This window comes from Psychrobacter fjordensis (assembly GCF_904845995.1).
Classification (GTDB): Bacteria; Pseudomonadota; Gammaproteobacteria; order Pseudomonadales; family Moraxellaceae; genus Psychrobacter; species Psychrobacter fjordensis.
The window spans coordinates 894,175-908,956 of sequence record NZ_CAJGYP010000002.1 but is presented as its reverse complement, the minus strand read 5'-3'; the positions used below and the strand labels follow the sequence as shown (position 1 = coordinate 908,956).

Annotated in this window: 12 protein-coding genes; 5 read left to right on the top strand and 7 right to left on the bottom strand. The window is 44.8% G+C overall.

Annotation, left to right across the window (positions count from 1 at the left end; translation table 11 throughout):
- Positions 1-204: 204 nt before the first annotated feature.
- The gene (locus tag JMW61_RS12210; protein ID WP_201551640.1) at positions 205-1,386 is read right to left on the bottom strand and encodes an acyl-CoA dehydrogenase family protein; all 1,182 of its coding nucleotides are present in this window, start codon (positions 1,384-1,386) and stop codon (positions 205-207) included.
- Positions 1,387-1,596: 210 nt separating this feature from the next.
- Positions 1,597-2,244 (bottom strand): maleylacetoacetate isomerase, encoded by a 648-nt coding sequence (gene maiA, locus JMW61_RS12205; protein ID WP_201551945.1) that lies wholly within the window; start codon positions 2,242-2,244, stop codon positions 1,597-1,599.
- 165 nt (positions 2,245-2,409) lie between these two features.
- Between maiA and JMW61_RS12200 the strand changes: the two genes are divergently transcribed.
- Positions 2,410-3,258: an IclR family transcriptional regulator gene (locus JMW61_RS12200; RefSeq protein WP_201551639.1), complete on the top strand. Its 849-nt coding sequence runs from the start codon at positions 2,410-2,412 to the stop codon at positions 3,256-3,258.
- 176 nt (positions 3,259-3,434) lie between these two features.
- Here the strand turns inward: JMW61_RS12200 and JMW61_RS12195 are convergent, their stop codons facing one another.
- The 4 genes from JMW61_RS12195 to JMW61_RS12180 all read right to left on the bottom strand — a co-directional run bounded on the left by JMW61_RS12195 (position 3,435) and on the right by JMW61_RS12180 (position 8,100).
- Positions 3,435-4,010, bottom strand: a complete 576-nt coding sequence (locus JMW61_RS12195) for a VOC family protein (RefSeq protein ID WP_201551637.1) — start codon at positions 4,008-4,010, stop codon at positions 3,435-3,437.
- Positions 4,011-4,134: 124 nt separating this feature from the next.
- Entirely contained in the window at positions 4,135-5,436 is a 1,302-nt protein-coding gene (fahA, locus tag JMW61_RS12190) for a fumarylacetoacetase (RefSeq protein WP_201551635.1), read from the bottom strand.
- A 266-nt stretch (positions 5,437-5,702) separates the two neighbouring features.
- The gene (locus tag JMW61_RS12185; RefSeq protein ID WP_201551633.1) at positions 5,703-6,899 is read right to left on the bottom strand and encodes an amino acid aminotransferase; all 1,197 of its coding nucleotides are present in this window, start codon (positions 6,897-6,899) and stop codon (positions 5,703-5,705) included.
- A 271-nt stretch (positions 6,900-7,170) separates the two neighbouring features.
- Positions 7,171-8,100 carry a LysR family transcriptional regulator gene (locus JMW61_RS12180; RefSeq protein ID WP_201551631.1) on the bottom strand — a complete coding sequence of 310 codons (930 nt, stop codon included), beginning with the start codon at positions 8,098-8,100 and terminating at the stop codon, positions 7,171-7,173.
- Between the two features lie 161 nt (positions 8,101-8,261).
- Between JMW61_RS12180 and hppD the strand changes: the two genes are divergently transcribed.
- The 4 genes from hppD (at position 8,262) to nhaC (ending at position 12,303) form a co-directional block, all read left to right on the top strand.
- Complete coding sequence (gene hppD / locus JMW61_RS12175; RefSeq protein ID WP_197216003.1) at positions 8,262-9,362, top strand: 4-hydroxyphenylpyruvate dioxygenase; 1,101 nt, start codon at positions 8,262-8,264, stop codon at positions 9,360-9,362.
- Positions 9,363-9,518: 156 nt separating this feature from the next.
- Entirely contained in the window at positions 9,519-10,445 is a 927-nt protein-coding gene (gene phhA, locus JMW61_RS12170; protein WP_201551629.1) for a phenylalanine 4-monooxygenase, read from the top strand.
- A 72-nt stretch (positions 10,446-10,517) separates the two neighbouring features.
- The gene (locus tag JMW61_RS12165) at positions 10,518-10,862 is read left to right on the top strand and encodes a 4a-hydroxytetrahydrobiopterin dehydratase (protein WP_201551627.1); all 345 of its coding nucleotides are present in this window, start codon (positions 10,518-10,520) and stop codon (positions 10,860-10,862) included.
- A gap of 52 nt (positions 10,863-10,914) precedes the next feature.
- Positions 10,915-12,303, top strand: a complete 1,389-nt coding sequence (gene nhaC, locus JMW61_RS12160) for a Na+/H+ antiporter NhaC (RefSeq protein WP_201551625.1) — start codon at positions 10,915-10,917, stop codon at positions 12,301-12,303.
- Between the two features lie 138 nt (positions 12,304-12,441).
- Here the strand turns inward: nhaC and JMW61_RS12155 are convergent, their stop codons facing one another.
- Positions 12,442-14,709: a TonB-dependent receptor gene (locus JMW61_RS12155; protein ID WP_201551623.1), complete on the bottom strand. Its 2,268-nt coding sequence runs from the start codon at positions 14,707-14,709 to the stop codon at positions 12,442-12,444.
- Positions 14,710-14,782 lie beyond the last annotated feature (73 nt).

Genomic DNA, 14,782 nt, shown 5'->3' with positions numbered 1-14,782 from the left:
TATGCAATTATTAAGCAGTAAATTCTAAGCAATAAAAAGCGCTTGTACCTTACGTCGTACAAGCGCTAGTACTTATTATAGAAGTCACATTCATATAGTTGAGTTCAAACAATTTCGATACTTTTGATACAAGGAAGCCGAGTGCAAGCTATACATTAGTATGTTTAGCGAGGATGACAATGTAGCGGATTTGTATGGGTTTGACTATACTCTAAACATCGCAGCATTTGGTGTTAGTCCAACATAAGCCATGCCTGCTTGATTCATCCAATGAGGCTGCACGATGCCATGCTGTAAAATCGCATGAATGTCTCTATGCGCTCTTTCTATTTTATGTTGTTTATACAATGAAGCAGTGCCAGCCACCGCATAAATTTCAGATACCATCGCTCGAGCTTCTCTGGCAGCCTCACATGATGCCGCCCAGACATCCGAAAGTTGCACATCGGTAAAGATGTTCTGTTGCTGCGCTTCATTCCACAATGTCTCGACGCTACTATGTAACTGTAAGCGCTTAGATGCTAATAGGGTTTTGCTCTTTGCGATGGTAGCTTGTACGGTGGCGCGGTCGCGTAGATCTGGGTTCTTACCAGGCGTGACTCTCTCAAGACACATATCAATCAAGTCGTCCATCGCAGCATTTAATACACCTAGAGACATGGCAGCGCAACCTGCTGCATTGATACAACCAATAGGTAGGCGACTATAAGTATTATCGATGGCGACAGGACTATCAAACCCAACAGCATAAGCTTCTTTTACAAAGGCATCGTTGATGACTATGTCGTGACTGCCTGTGCCATTCAATCCGCCAACATTCCACGTATCAATGACTTCTACTTCTGTCTTTGGAATAAAAAACAGTTTTAGATTTGCTCCTGGCCCTAAAGTGGTTGGAGAGCCTTCTGAAACCACCAAACAGCGCAGCACAAACCAATCAGCCAATTCACATCCGGATACTAGTGTCCATCGACCAGATACCATATAGCCATTATCGACCACTGTGGCAACGCCCTCGGGACGTGCTGAGTTGGCATAGACGTTGGAGGAGTCGCCGTATATCTCTTTCATACTAGACTCGTCTAAAAACCTGCCAAACGTACACGCTAAATGGTTATTCCAAACGATCCAAGCCACCGAAGCTTCAGCACTGGCTAATGTCTCATATACTTTTAAGGTTTCTACAGGATTGCCTTCCCATCCTCCCAGTGATTTTGGCAACCCCATTCTAAACAAGGCGGATTCTGAAAGCTGTTTGACCACGGTCGGTGCAATTTTTCTAGCGGCTTCCGTGTCTTCTCTAGCGGATACAGCTAATGGAAAAATCTCAGTAGCTGCGTCAGAAGGTAGAAGGTCTGTCTTGTTTAGCGAAGTGTTATCGTCCATTATCCCCAACCTTTTATAATTGATAAAACAGTGTAATTATTTATAATCAATGAATTTTAATTAATTCTATATTTGATATATAAAGTATTTTATCAAAAATATCCAACAGTTGCTCACTATATAATCAATAATTTGCATATATTCCATATTGTATTGAAAGATGAATGATTAGAAGGAATGTAACGATATTGGCTAGTAATCTTTAGCGACTTATTGAGACTTTGGTGCATCAGATTGCTGCATAGGTTCCGCGTCTGCAAAGGCTTTTAGCGTGCGGCAATGCGCATCAATTTCTATAATATTGGGATAAGCGCTGAGCTCTACTTTGAAACGGCGAGCCGAAGCGACTTGCGGAATGAGATAGCAGTCTGCAAACGTAGGGCTGTCACCGTAGCAAAATTTTCCACGAGTTTTATCTTTTGCTAGTATTTTTTCCAAAGCGGTAAAACCTTCAGTTATCCAGCGACTGCACCATGCAATGACATCTTCCTCGTCTACCGAAAGCTCATTACGTAAATATTGTAAGATACGGCGGTTATTAAGGGGATGGATGTCACAGCCAATCATAGCGCTAATGGCACGTACTTGCATGCGTCCAGACGCATTTTTAGGCAATAGGGGGCTTTCAGGATAAGTATCCTCTAACCACTCCAAGATAGCTGGGCTCTGATATAGTAATAAATCGTCGGCTTGTAAGACAGGCACCAATCCCTGTGGATTGAGTAATTTAAATGCGCTTTCTAATTGCTCGTCTTGCGCCAAGTTGACCGCGATGTAGTCATAATCCAAGCCCTTTAAGTTCATCGCAATACGAGTACGGTAAGAGGTGCTACTACGAAAGTAGCCATAGAGTGCCATCATTATGAATTCCCTTTTATTATGGTATGTTGTGAGTGAAATAAGCGGTTATAATTCGTTATAGCATTCTTATTTAATGCAATTAATATAAGTATCTTGATATTAAGTCTTTATTTCAATGATGTTTATTTGAATTAATCTAACAAATCATTAATCGAGCAAGCCATGCCAGCAGCTGAAACCCTTATAGACAAACCTGCTACCACCAATAAAAACCAAGGTGGGGTACAGTCACTTGAGATTGGGCTGTCGATACTAGATGTGCTTATCGACCGCAATGAACCTATGATGCTAAAGGACATCGCTGAAGCCATGCAAATGCATCCGGCAAAGTGTCACCGGTATATGGTTAGCCTCATCCGCAAAAATTATGCTCGGCAGCTAAATGATGGGCGCTATGGTTTAGGCATTCGAGTCAATGCACTTAGTCATAACGGGGTCAGTTCAAATAACATCTTGGAGAGACTGACTCATGCAGCCAATGAGATAAAAGATATCCTCAACTGCGGGGTGCAAATTGCCAAATGGTTCAGCGAAGGCCCCATCATTATTCAGTCTGTTGAGCCAGACAGTCCAATCAGTATCATTACTCGCATTGGTTCACGTATGCCACTGACGACGTCGGCGACAGGTCAGCTGTTTGCTAGTTATCAATCTGATGAGATTATCCAACCATTGGTTATGGCTGAATGGCATGCAAGCAATAAAACCATTAAAGTAGAGCAGTGGCAAAATTTTACCCAGCTACAAGCCAAAATTCGTACCCATGGCTATGCAACTGTCACGGGTGATATGGTGATGGGTATTAATGCCATTACCATTCCTATTATAGTACCTCAGCTGACAGGTGATATCGCCAGTCAGCCTACGGTTACTGCTGAGTCAGCTACTCAGAGCTTGCCATTAGAGTATGCCATTACGGTCATCGGAACCACAGAGCAGTTACCGATGAGCGAGCAACATCATGTGGTCGAACAAATATTAGCGATAGCACAGCGTTATCAACTAGCGTAGCCAGTATTTTGTGCTATAAGCTAAACGGCTATCGCATCGAGAAATTTATTTTCGAACATCATCTAATAATGTTCGTTCTCTAAACCATACAGGCGTTACTGGCCGCTTTTGCTTTTTCGTAAAGCGATAATTAATCAGTCATATGAAAAAAGCTAGCAAACAGAATGATAGGGCAGTTACTCACCGACGGGCGCGATTTCTCTTGCTTCAGCCAACTCTTCACTGTGCAAAAACTGCGTATGTGCTGGCGCGCGTTTGGTACGAGACCACTCATCTAGCATGTCTTGCTTGATGGCGTCTGTAATCATCGAGACTTTGTCTTCTGAGGTTGGGTCATCATAGGTCAGCTCGAGGCGATGCCCATTGGGATCAAAGAAGTAAATCGAGTGAAAGATACCGTGATTGGTCACGCCAATGACGTCAATGCCACCTTGTTCTAAATGCGCTTTGGCAACTAGCAGCTCATCACGGTCCTTAACCTTTAGCGCCAAATGCTGCACCCAATTTGGGGTGTTTGGATCAAAGCCCATCTCAGGTTGATTGGGTACTTCAAAGAAAGCCAATACATTGCCACTACCAGCATTCAAGAAGACATGCATATAAGGGTCAAAGGCTTTGGTTGAAGGCACATGGTCTTCTGCGAATGCTAAGATGAAATCCATATTCAAATGCTGTTGATACCATTCAACGGTTTCTTTGGCATCTTTGCAGCGATAAGCCACATGATGAATTTTTTCAATGGTAAAGCTCATATCAAACTCCTTTTGATAGGGCGTATCGTTAATATCGATAGACAAACTGCCAGTGCTGATAGACGGTATGTCATTATTTTCTGACAGTTTGAATCTACTTTTACGCCTTTTTTATATACGGTTGTTATTTATCAAAATCAAAGCTAAGCGCTGGTAATACTTTGCCGCGAACTTCACCAAAGCCAACACGAATGCCATCTTTTTCGCTATAGCCTTTCATAATGACCGTGTCACCATCTTCGATAAAGCTGCGTGTCTCGCCGCCTTTTAGCGTGACTGGTTTGGTAGCGTTCCAAGCAATTTCTAGCATCGAGCCATAAGAGTCAGGCGTTGGCCCTGAAATAGTACCTGAGCCCATCATGTCACCGACTTCCACTTTACAGCCTGTGATGGTGTGGTGGGTGAGCTGCTGTGCCATTGACCAATACATATATTTAAAATTGGTCTCGCAAATGACGGTCGCTGTTTCTGCATCTTTAGGTAGTAGCTCAACGGACAGATTGATGTCAAAGCTGCTATCGCTCGATTTTTCATTTAAATAAGCAAGGGGCTTGGGTTCTTGTGCTGGACAAGCTGTTTTAAACGGTGCCAATGCATCCATCGTGACAATCCAAGGAGACACCTCAGACGCAAAGGTTTTGGCATTGAATGGACCTAATGGCACATATTCCCACTTTTGGATATCTCGGGCTGACCAGTCGTTGAGCAGCACCATGCCAAAGATATAATCAGAGGCTTCATCCACCGCAATTGGTTGACCGATATGATTGCCTTTACCAACGACAAATGCGGTCTCTAACTCAAAATCAAGACGCTTACAGGCAGAGAAAATAGGGCGGTCGTCAGGGCTAGGCTTTAGCTGGCCGGATGGGCGTACGATATCCGTCCCGCTAACGATGACAGTGCTGGCGCGTCCGTTATAACCAACTGGCATTTCGGTCCAGTTAGGTAGCAGGGCGTTGTTTGGGTCACGGAACATGGTGCCGACGTTGGTCGCGTGCTCTTTAGAAGAGTAAAAATCAGTAAATCCGGGCACTCGAACAGGGAGGTGCATGGTGACTTCTGCTTGCTTAAACAGCGCCTTTTTCTGTAAGTCTGCATTGTCACGTAAGGTGTCATTGTCGCTAGACAGTAGCGTTTGAATGGTCGTACGTGCCTGCGACCAGTTGTCTCGACCAGAATCAATAAAAGCATTCAGAGTGGATTGATCAAAGTATGGGCCACCATCTAAACTTAATAACCCTTCTGTCTCTAGCACAGATAGATCCAGTACGTGCTCACCGATGGCAATGCCTGCACGGCGCTTGTTATTACCAGCAGCGTCTTTGGTATCGCTAAAAATACCGTAAGGGAGATTGTAGATTGAAAAGTCAGAATCAGCGGCGATATTGATAAATGAGGTGAGGGTACTGTCAATCGTTGACATGGTTTGCTCCTTGCTAATATAAATTATTAATTACGTTATAATTAACTACTTACGTATAATGTAATTTATTGACATATCGATTGCAAGTTTTTTGTGCAATGTCTTCCGTAAAAAGCTTCTTTGAAAAGTTATTACCGTTGTTTTGACTACATGGTTTTGACTAGGGCATGCCCTAAATACTGCACACAAAAAAAGGCTGAGCAATCGCTCAGCCTTTTTATTGGTATCTGTTCTTTACTAAGTTACGTTTTTAACGCGTGATTAAATCAGTCTTTTAAGACGTCAACCATTGCATTGGCAACATAATCGATATTGCTGCTGTTCAAGCCCGCAACACACATACGCGAGTTAGATACCATGTAGATACCAAACTTGGTTTGTAGCTGTTCGACTTGCTCAGGAGTGAGGCCAGTAAAGCTGAACATACCGTTTTGATCGGTCAAGTAATCAAAGCTACGACCAGGAATTTTAGCTTCTAATACTGATTTTAGCTTGGTACGCATAGATTTGATACGGTCACGCATCGCGTAAACTTCACCAACCCATTGCTCATGTAACACTTCGTCGTTCATCACGATATCGACGACACGGCCACCATGTGATGGTGGGCTTGAGTAGATGCGGCGCACAGTCGCATTTAGCTGACCGAAGACGCGTTTGGCTTCATCTGCTGTTGGGCAAACGACAGATAGACCGCCGACACGCTCGCCGTATAGCGATAAGTTTTTAGAGAATGAGTTGCTCACAAACAGTGGCAGACCCATATCTACGGCTTTACGGATAGCGTAAGCATCGCTGTCCATGTCTTCGCCAAAACCTTGGTAAGCAATGTCCATAAATGGAATCAATTCACGAGCTTGGATGACGTTTAGCACGGTATCCCACTGCTCACGGGTCAAGTCCATACCGGTTGGGTTGTGGCAGCAAGGGTGTAACAAAATGACGTCGTTCTTGTTCAATGTCTCAAAAAACGCAATCATCTCGTCAAATTTGATGCTACTGGTTGTTTTGTCGTAGTACGGATATTTACCGACTTCAACATCAGAGCCTTCAAAGATAGCAATGTGGTTGCCCCACGTTGGATCACTCACGTAGCACTTGGCTTGTGGGAACCAGTCATGCATGAACTCTGCGCCTACTTTCAACGCACCAGAACCGCCGATAGTCGCGGTGGTCGCAACCAAATCGTCTTTTAAGATTTGAGCGTCTTTACCAAACAGCAATTCCTGACAGCCTTTACGGTGTCCTGGTAAGCCAGCCATCGGTAAGTATGGACGAGGAGATACTGGGTCTGCAATACGCTGCTCAGCGATTTTTACACACTCGAGTACTGGCAATTTGCCATCCTCATCATAATAGACGCCCACGCCTAAATTTACTTTATCTGGGTTGTTGTCTGCTGCAAACTTGTCCATCAATCCTAGGATTGGATCACCCGCATAATAATCGATACGTTCAAACATTTTTTTTCCTTACAAGAGATATAAATTGAGGCGTTAAAAAGAATAGAGCAAATCGGCCGTTAACTCAATATCAGATTCAGTTATTCTGGTGAATTTATAAAATAATTAACGAAGGAATGCCCTCAACTCAATCAATGGCCAGCTAAATGGGTTAAAAATGATCAAATCTTGCCAAACAGCATCAAATAGCCAGTTAGCGTTTCGATATTATCTGCGTCATCTTATCATTTGCTTTACCTTGCTCATTTTCTGAGTCGCCCAACAATAATACTCAAATACGCTGTAAATCGTTAAAGTGGCTCGAAAAATACGTTTGTAAAAACATCTTAAACGCGATGGTCGCTGGTGACAAAGCACGAGACGCCCGTTGATAGATAAAGAACTGACGCATTCTAACAGGCTGTGCCAGTGGCCGCATCTGTAACCCGTTGGCACTTACCCAGTCGATAACTTCGGGCATGTAGGGCAGGCACAGCGTAATACCAAATCCTTGACGGGTCATCTCAAGCGCCGTAGACATAAAATTGACTTTATAGCGCGCTTGCTGAATATGAGTGGTGATACGCTCATCCAGTTCTGCGGTCACTTGTTCTATAAATGGCCCTTGCAGTGTGATGAGTGGAATGTCTAACAAATCCTGCCATGTAATCTCAGTTTTTTGTGCCAATGCATGGCTATCTGGCATGACCACGCAAAATGGCAACTGATATAACAAATCTGCCCTGATGTCATCCTCCGTCTCCGTAAAGTCAAGCTCGGTACCGACTCCTAAATCTACTTCGATATCTTGGATATGTCTCAGTAAGTTCTCTGCAGAGCAATCCACCAACGACACGCTAATCTCGGGATGCTTTTTGGCAAACTGAGCGATGACTGCTGGCATAGAGGAAGCTGCGAACTGGGAAACGGCCAGTCGCACTTGACCTTGCGCTAAGCTAGTCAAGCTACTCGCTTCATTTTCAAACAGTTGCATCTCATTCAAGATGCGCCGTGCTTGTGGCAATAGATGCCGTCCGACTGCGGACAGAGATAGCTGGCGGGTCGTACGGTCGAATAACACGATACCCAGACTAGATTCCAATTCTTTAATCAAACCACTAACGGCAGATTGGGTCAAATGCATCTGATCGCTGGCACGAGTGAAACTGCCATTATCAGCGACTTGGATAAATGCGGTCAATTGGCGAATGCTGATATTCATAAGTAAACCTGATAAATAAATCATAAAAAACAATTAGTCTTATAAATAAAGCTAATCTAATATAAATACAACGTCAACAATAAAGATTGATTACCAATCGTTTTATGGACTTTTACTACTAACCGACTTTTTACCACCAATTGAAATTAAGGATGATTACAATGGCAGATTTATTTGAAAACCCAATGGGACTAAATGGGTTTGATTTTGTTGAATTCGCCTCGCCTAAACCAGACGCTGTCGATGCATTATTTAAACAGCTTGGCTTTGCCCATGTCGCCAATCACCGTTCAAAAGATGTGGCACTCTACCGTCAAGGTGACATCAACCTTATCCTAAACCGTGAGCCAAAAAGCCAAGCCAGTTACTTCGTTGAAGAGCACGGCGCTGGTGCTTGTAGCATGGGCTTTCGAGTACAAGATTCCAAAAAAGCCTACGAGCGTGCTATTGAGATGGGCGCGCAACCAGTAGAGGTGCCAACTGGCGTGATGGAGCTGAGACTGCCCGCAATTAAGGGCATCGGCGGCTCACTGATCTATTTGATTGACCGTTATAAAGATGGTGAGTCTATCTATGACGTCGACTTTGAGTTTTTTGCAGACATCGATAGACGTCCTGTCGGACATGGCTTCAAAGTCATCGATCATTTAACCCACAACGTTTACCGTGGTCGTATGGCTTATTGGGCCAACTTTTATGAGCGCATCTTTAATTTCCGTGAGATTCGCTATTTTGATATCAAAGGTGAATACACAGGGCTGACCAGTAAAGCCATGACGGCGCCTGATGGCAAAATCCGTATTCCGCTAAATGAAGAAGCCAAGCAGGGCGGTGGACAGATCGAAGAATACTTGATGCATTTCAATGGCGAAGGTATTCAGCACATTGCTCTGGCCAGCGATGATTTGTTTGCCAGTATCGATAAGCTAAAAGCGGCTGGTATTCCGCTCATGACCGCACCAAACGCTGCTTACTATGACATGCTGAGCGAGCGCTTACCAAACCATGGCGAAAATGTGGCTGAATTGCAAATGCGCGGTATCTTATTAGACGGTACAACGGAAGGCGGTGCACCGCGTCTACTACTCCAGATTTTCTCTGAAACCATCTTGGGTAGCCCAGTGTTTTTCGAGTTTATCCAACGTAAAGGCGATTATGCAGATGGGTTTGGTGAAGGTAATTTTAAGGCATTGTTTGAGTCGATAGAACGCGATCAAGTACGTCGCGGCACGGTTGGTCAGCCAGAGACTGAAACACCATAAAATCACTCTACACTCAAAAAATTTAACAACTGGACAAGACAAAAGGAGTTTGGCTTGTCCTCATGTACTCTTCAATAGGTACGTTACTTAAAAGCACGAGTATAAATGTCACGAGTGCAAAGGTAACGTACGGATTGCGATAAAAGGAATGCAGGCATGGAACGCCTATCACATATAGACTCTCTCAATACAGCCATCGGTACCAATAGCTTTGCGACTAATAAGCAAAGCGACGATGTGTCTAGTCACCATAACGTGACAGGTAAAAAACAACCTTACATATCGCATCAGCCAGATAGTAATGGTCATATTCACTACAGTGATGATGAAAATGGCATGTGGCAAGCGTTGCTAGCGCGTCAAGCTCAGCATATACCCAATCGCGCTTGCTCAGCGTATATAGAAGGTTTGAACAAGTTAAACCTACCGACCACACGTATTCCACAACTACATGATATTGACGAAATATTACAAGCCACTACAGGTTGGCAGACAGCTGCTGTGCCTGCGCTCATCAGCTTCGGAAAATTCTTCAAATTATTGGCAAATAAGTCTTTTCCGGTCGCAACCTTTATCCGTCGATTCGATGACATGGACTATATCGAAGAGCCTGATATCTTTCATGAAATCGTCGGACATTGCCCACTGTTGACCCATCCTGCGTTTGCGATGTTCAACGAAACGTATGGCAAGCTGGGGCTTAGTGCAACGAAAGAAGAAAGATGGTTTTTGGCACGGCTCTATTGGTTCACCATCGAGTTTGGATTGGTTGGCAGTCGCGTGGAAAATCGTAGAATCTATGGCGGCGGCATTTTAAGCTCACCGTCTGAAACAGTCTATGCGCTCAAAGAGCATTCTGATCAGCAAGGTGAAAGCCTACATCAAGTAGAGCGCCAACCAGAGCATCGTGCGTTTGATTTACTCGATGTGCTCCGTACCCCTTATCGTATCGATCATATCCAGCCGATTTACTATGTGATTGATGATTTGGATACGTTATTTGACATCGTCGATAGCGATATCATGGGGGTGGTCAAAAAGGCCATGTCAATGGGGCTATTTGAGCCAAGTTATACGATATAACATGCAGTAGTGAAGTATAAGCGTCAACATGGACGTACATTTATCTATCAACGAATATAAAAGGACATAATAATGACGACATTATCACAAGACAGCTGCGAAGCCTGCCGTATCGGCGCACCGAAAGTTGATGATGCTGAGGCGCGTGAGCTGTTACAGCAGATTCCTGATTGGTCGTTGATTGAAGTGGATGGTATCAAGCAATTACAACGTCAATATAAATTCAAGAACTTCGTCACGGCAATGGCATTTGCCAATCAGTTGGCAGACATTGCAGAAGCAGAGGGGCATCATCCGGGCATGCTGGTAGAGTGGGGCAAGGTGACCGTCACTTGGTGGTCGCATAGTATCAAAGGTCTACATCGCAATGATTTTTTCATGGCGGCTAAGACCGATCGCTTGCTAGATCAAGCGTAAAACGACTCGTCAATTCGAAAACTAAATTTAACTGGCAACATAAGGATGTGTGATGCCTCCAAGAATTCTCACCTATATCTCCCCTCAGCAAGCCTTCATCATATCAGCCATCGTCATCGCCATCATGGGTGTTACCATGATCGGCTTTGGCTGGGTGCCGCATCTCTCATTGATACTCGCCATCTGTGTCCTACTAGGCATTGGCGTCTTTAAAGGACTGAGCTTTGATGACATGCAAGCACAAATGGCCTCGGGCATCATGCGTGGTATCGGTGCCATCTACCTCTTCTTCTTTATTGGTCTGATGGTCGCCGCTCTCATGATGTCTGGTGCCATACCTACTCTTATGTACTTCGGCTTTCAGCTTATCTCACCAGAGTATTATTATATTTCTGCCTTTGTACTTACTTCCATTATTGGTATTGCCCTGGGTAGTAGTCTAACCACAGCGGCAACGCTTGGTGTGGCGTTTATCGGGATGAGTAATGCCTTTGATGCCAATGTAGCGATAGCGGCTGGTGCCGTCGTCTCAGGAGCGTTCTTCGGCGATAAGATGTCCCCTTTGTCTGATACCTGTACTATTGCATCCTCTGTTGTCGGTATCGATCTGTTTGAACACATTCGCAATATGATGTATACGACAGTGCCTGCATGGATACTGACAGTGATACTGTTTTGGATGTTCTCAGGGCAGACGACCAGTGCGGATCTGAGCCAAGTGACTATCCTACAAGGGCAGTTGATTGATAGCGGCTTGGTGCAGAATTATGCGGTATTGCCGTTTGTGGTGTTGGTCGGACTGGCGGTCTTTCGAGTCAATGCCATCTATACGATTATCTGCACCATTGCTGTGGCGCTTATTATCACTTATATACATAGTAGTCCAAGCTTTGGACAATTGGGTGGTTACCTGTTTGCAGGGTATGCACCGGCTGAGTCATTAGAGCTAGGTGAAGTAGGGGGAATGCTATCGCGCGGCGGTGTACAAAGTATGTTCTTTACGCAGGCGATTGTGATATTGGCACTGAGTCTCGGCGGGTTGCTCACGGCATTGGGTGTGTTACCAGCATTGCTATCTGGTATCAAAGACACGTTGACGACGTCAGGACGGGCGATCTTTGCGGCGGCGATGTCAGCACTGAGTATTAATGTGCTGATCGGTGAGCAGTATTTAAGTATTCTATTGTCAGGGACGGCTTTTCGTTCGACGTTTGAGCGCTTGAACTTACATCCAAAGAATTTGTCTCGTACGATTGAGGATGCGGGGACGGTGATTAATCCGTTGGTGCCTTGGAGTGTGTGCGGGGTATTTATCAGTCAGGCGCTAGGGGTGCCGGTGTTGGATTATCTGCCTTATGCGTTTTTCTGTTATTTGTCTTTGCTATTGACGCTGCTCTTTGGCTTTACAGGGCTGACTATTAGTCGAATAAAGAGCCATTAGGTGTTATCTGCTCACTATTGCTCTGATGCTATTCTTACTATAAAGCTGTCCCAAACAATATTTAGGACAGCTGTTAATACTAGGGCGTGTCTTCAATTCACTCGGAAAATGAAGACACACCCTAGACTTTAGTACCGATTAGAATTTATAGTTGATACCCATGTAAAATGAGCGACCTGCACCGGGAACGGCCGTGCCCCAGTTAGAGCCTGTGGTTAGCTCGTTATTGATACCCATGGTACTGCCTTGACCCATATACGCACCGCCTAGTGGTAATGCGTAGTTCTTATCCAATATATTATCAATACCGGCCTCAACGCTAATCGCATCCCACTGATAACCAGTGCTCAGGTTTAACAAACCGTAGCCAGCTGTTTTAATCTCATTACGCGGTGTCGACACCTTGTTTTTAGCAGCGACGGCAACCACTTCGACTTGGTTCCTCCAGTTATTGTTTTCGTGATTGAGCGCAATGCTAGCATTGAGTGGCATGATGTTGTATAGGTGGGAGCCTGTGTCTTTATTTTTGCCATTGGTATAGCTCAATGAGCCTGTAAGTTCCCAATCACCCCAAGCATTAGATGCCAAGTCACGGTCTGCTGTGATATCTAAGCCATATATTCTTGCATCTTGGTTGGTATAACGCATCACGTTATACTGGTCGCTGGTTTGGGTAGTTGCGGCGGTATTGGTTGCTGAATCCCATTGTATGGCATCAACATAATCATCGATGTGTGAGTAATAAGGCGTTGCTTTGACGCCCCAGTCGTCATCAGCGCCGCGCCAATCGAATGTTAGAGATAGCGTGTTAGATTTTTCTAGACTCAGATCAGGATCACCGAAATAGCCGTTACCATCACCCACGGTATTGTTCATAATCGATGCCATGCCCCATGTCGACCATATATAGCGCTCGTATAGGCTAGGGGTGCGCTCTTTGTGTGCGACTCCTATCTCTATTGATCGCTGAGTGTCGATGTCGTAGCGTGCAATGGCAGTGGCGTCAATATTGTTGTCAATTGTGCTACGGTCGCTTGCGTTGAAAGCAGCACTATCTCGGGCTTGATTGGCCATCATATTATAGCCGCTGACTTCGTCAGCACTGGTACGCACGTTTTCGTAACGAGCACCCAGCTGTGTGGTCCACTTTGGTGCTATCTGTTTTTCCCACTCGCCATAGACACCGATACGTTCGCGTTCGCCATTATTGATATTTTGGAACTCACCAGGCCCCATCATGCCAGTACCAGAGGCTGGCCATAAGTCATCGAGGGTGTAGTCTTGATACTCAGCGCCTACGGTCACAGTGCCTTGGTTAGTCAAATCGATAATGCCTTTGAGGTTAGCACCGATGGTTTCACTGTTGGTATACATAGGCATACCAGGAGCCGTACCGTACAAGAACTGTTTGTCTTCACCAAAGTTCATATAGTGTTCGACGTCTTCATGATACGCCTGTGCTTCTAATTGTCCCCAGCTTAAATGGCCTTTGTATCGTAGATTGATGCGGTCGAGCTGGTTGTCGAGCATGTCCATACGCTGGTTTGGGTAAAGCTCTTCTGGCACACGTTGCCAAAGATAGGTACCTTGCAACAGATGATCGCCATTTTGATAAGCCACATTGACAGACTGAGTCTGGCTTTCAAAGGCAGTCGAACCAACTTCATCTTTGGAGAGTTCTTTGCCGTCGCCACTCGCATCTGTGTAAGACTTAAAGTCACCACCAGCGTCGTAATTGTCTGATTTGGCGTAGCTGCCTTTATAACTGAGGCTTAAAGTATCGTTAGCGATAGTGGTTTCAATGTTGGCACCGTAGCCATTACCATTACTTCGATAGAATGTGCCAACCTCGCCTGACGTCACAACGGTACTGTCTTCTGAAAACGTTGGCTCTGCTGATTCTACTACGATGGTGCCGCCAATACTGTTACCACCGACACTCACGGGCGTGACGCCTGCATAGACTGTGGTTTCTTCCACGGCGCTAGGCGATATGTAGGATAGCGGTGAGTTCATACTGTTTGGGCAAGAAGCGATGGAGTCAACACCGTCCACTAAAATGCGCAGACGATTATCAGCCAGTCCTCTAATGACGGGCAAGTTTGAGATGCCACCAGCACTCTGCACATTTATGCCTGGAATTTTGGTCAATATGGTTGCAGTATCACTGGTTGCTACCTGTTTGTTGTCGATATCATTTTTATTAAGCGTCGCAGATGTACCAAGGTTACTGGCATCTGATGCGGTTGCCATTACTGTAATAGTGGGCAGGTAGGCCATTGGAATATCGTCAGTATTAGAGTGATCCTCTCCATTGTGGGCATAGGCATTACTGATTTGAAACAAAGCCATTGCCAACACGCTAAGCTTTAGAGCAGGGGTCGTACTTTTTAATGGTTGTAACATATTCTTTTCCTGAAAACTTTAAAAAACACATGATAAGAGGATTGTATTTTTGGTGATCAGTCACGGTCAGGCA

What these genes read in the sequence shown, in the direction of transcription:
- JMW61_RS12210 (WP_201551640.1), bottom strand. Translation starts at nt 1,386, where the DNA reads ATGGACGATAACACTTCGCTAAACAAGACAGACCTTCTACCTTCTGAC.
- maiA (WP_201551945.1), bottom strand. Translation starts at nt 2,244, where the DNA reads ATGGCACTCTATGGCTACTTTCGTAGTAGCACCTCTTACCGTACTCGT.
- JMW61_RS12200 (WP_201551639.1), top strand. Translation starts at nt 2,410, where the DNA reads ATGCCAGCAGCTGAAACCCTTATAGACAAACCTGCTACCACCAATAAA.
- JMW61_RS12195 (WP_201551637.1), bottom strand. Translation starts at nt 4,010, where the DNA reads ATGAGCTTTACCATTGAAAAAATTCATCATGTGGCTTATCGCTGCAAA.
- fahA (WP_201551635.1), bottom strand. Translation starts at nt 5,436, where the DNA reads ATGTCAACGATTGACAGTACCCTCACCTCATTTATCAATATCGCCGCT.
- JMW61_RS12185 (WP_201551633.1), bottom strand. Translation starts at nt 6,899, where the DNA reads ATGTTTGAACGTATCGATTATTATGCGGGTGATCCAATCCTAGGATTG.
- JMW61_RS12180 (WP_201551631.1), bottom strand. Translation starts at nt 8,100, where the DNA reads ATGAATATCAGCATTCGCCAATTGACCGCATTTATCCAAGTCGCTGAT.
- hppD (WP_197216003.1), top strand. Translation starts at nt 8,262, where the DNA reads ATGGCAGATTTATTTGAAAACCCAATGGGACTAAATGGGTTTGATTTT.
- phhA (WP_201551629.1), top strand. Translation starts at nt 9,519, where the DNA reads ATGGAACGCCTATCACATATAGACTCTCTCAATACAGCCATCGGTACC.
- JMW61_RS12165 (WP_201551627.1), top strand. Translation starts at nt 10,518, where the DNA reads ATGACGACATTATCACAAGACAGCTGCGAAGCCTGCCGTATCGGCGCA.
- nhaC (WP_201551625.1), top strand. Translation starts at nt 10,915, where the DNA reads ATGCCTCCAAGAATTCTCACCTATATCTCCCCTCAGCAAGCCTTCATC.
- JMW61_RS12155 (WP_201551623.1), bottom strand. Translation starts at nt 14,709, where the DNA reads ATGTTACAACCATTAAAAAGTACGACCCCTGCTCTAAAGCTTAGCGTG.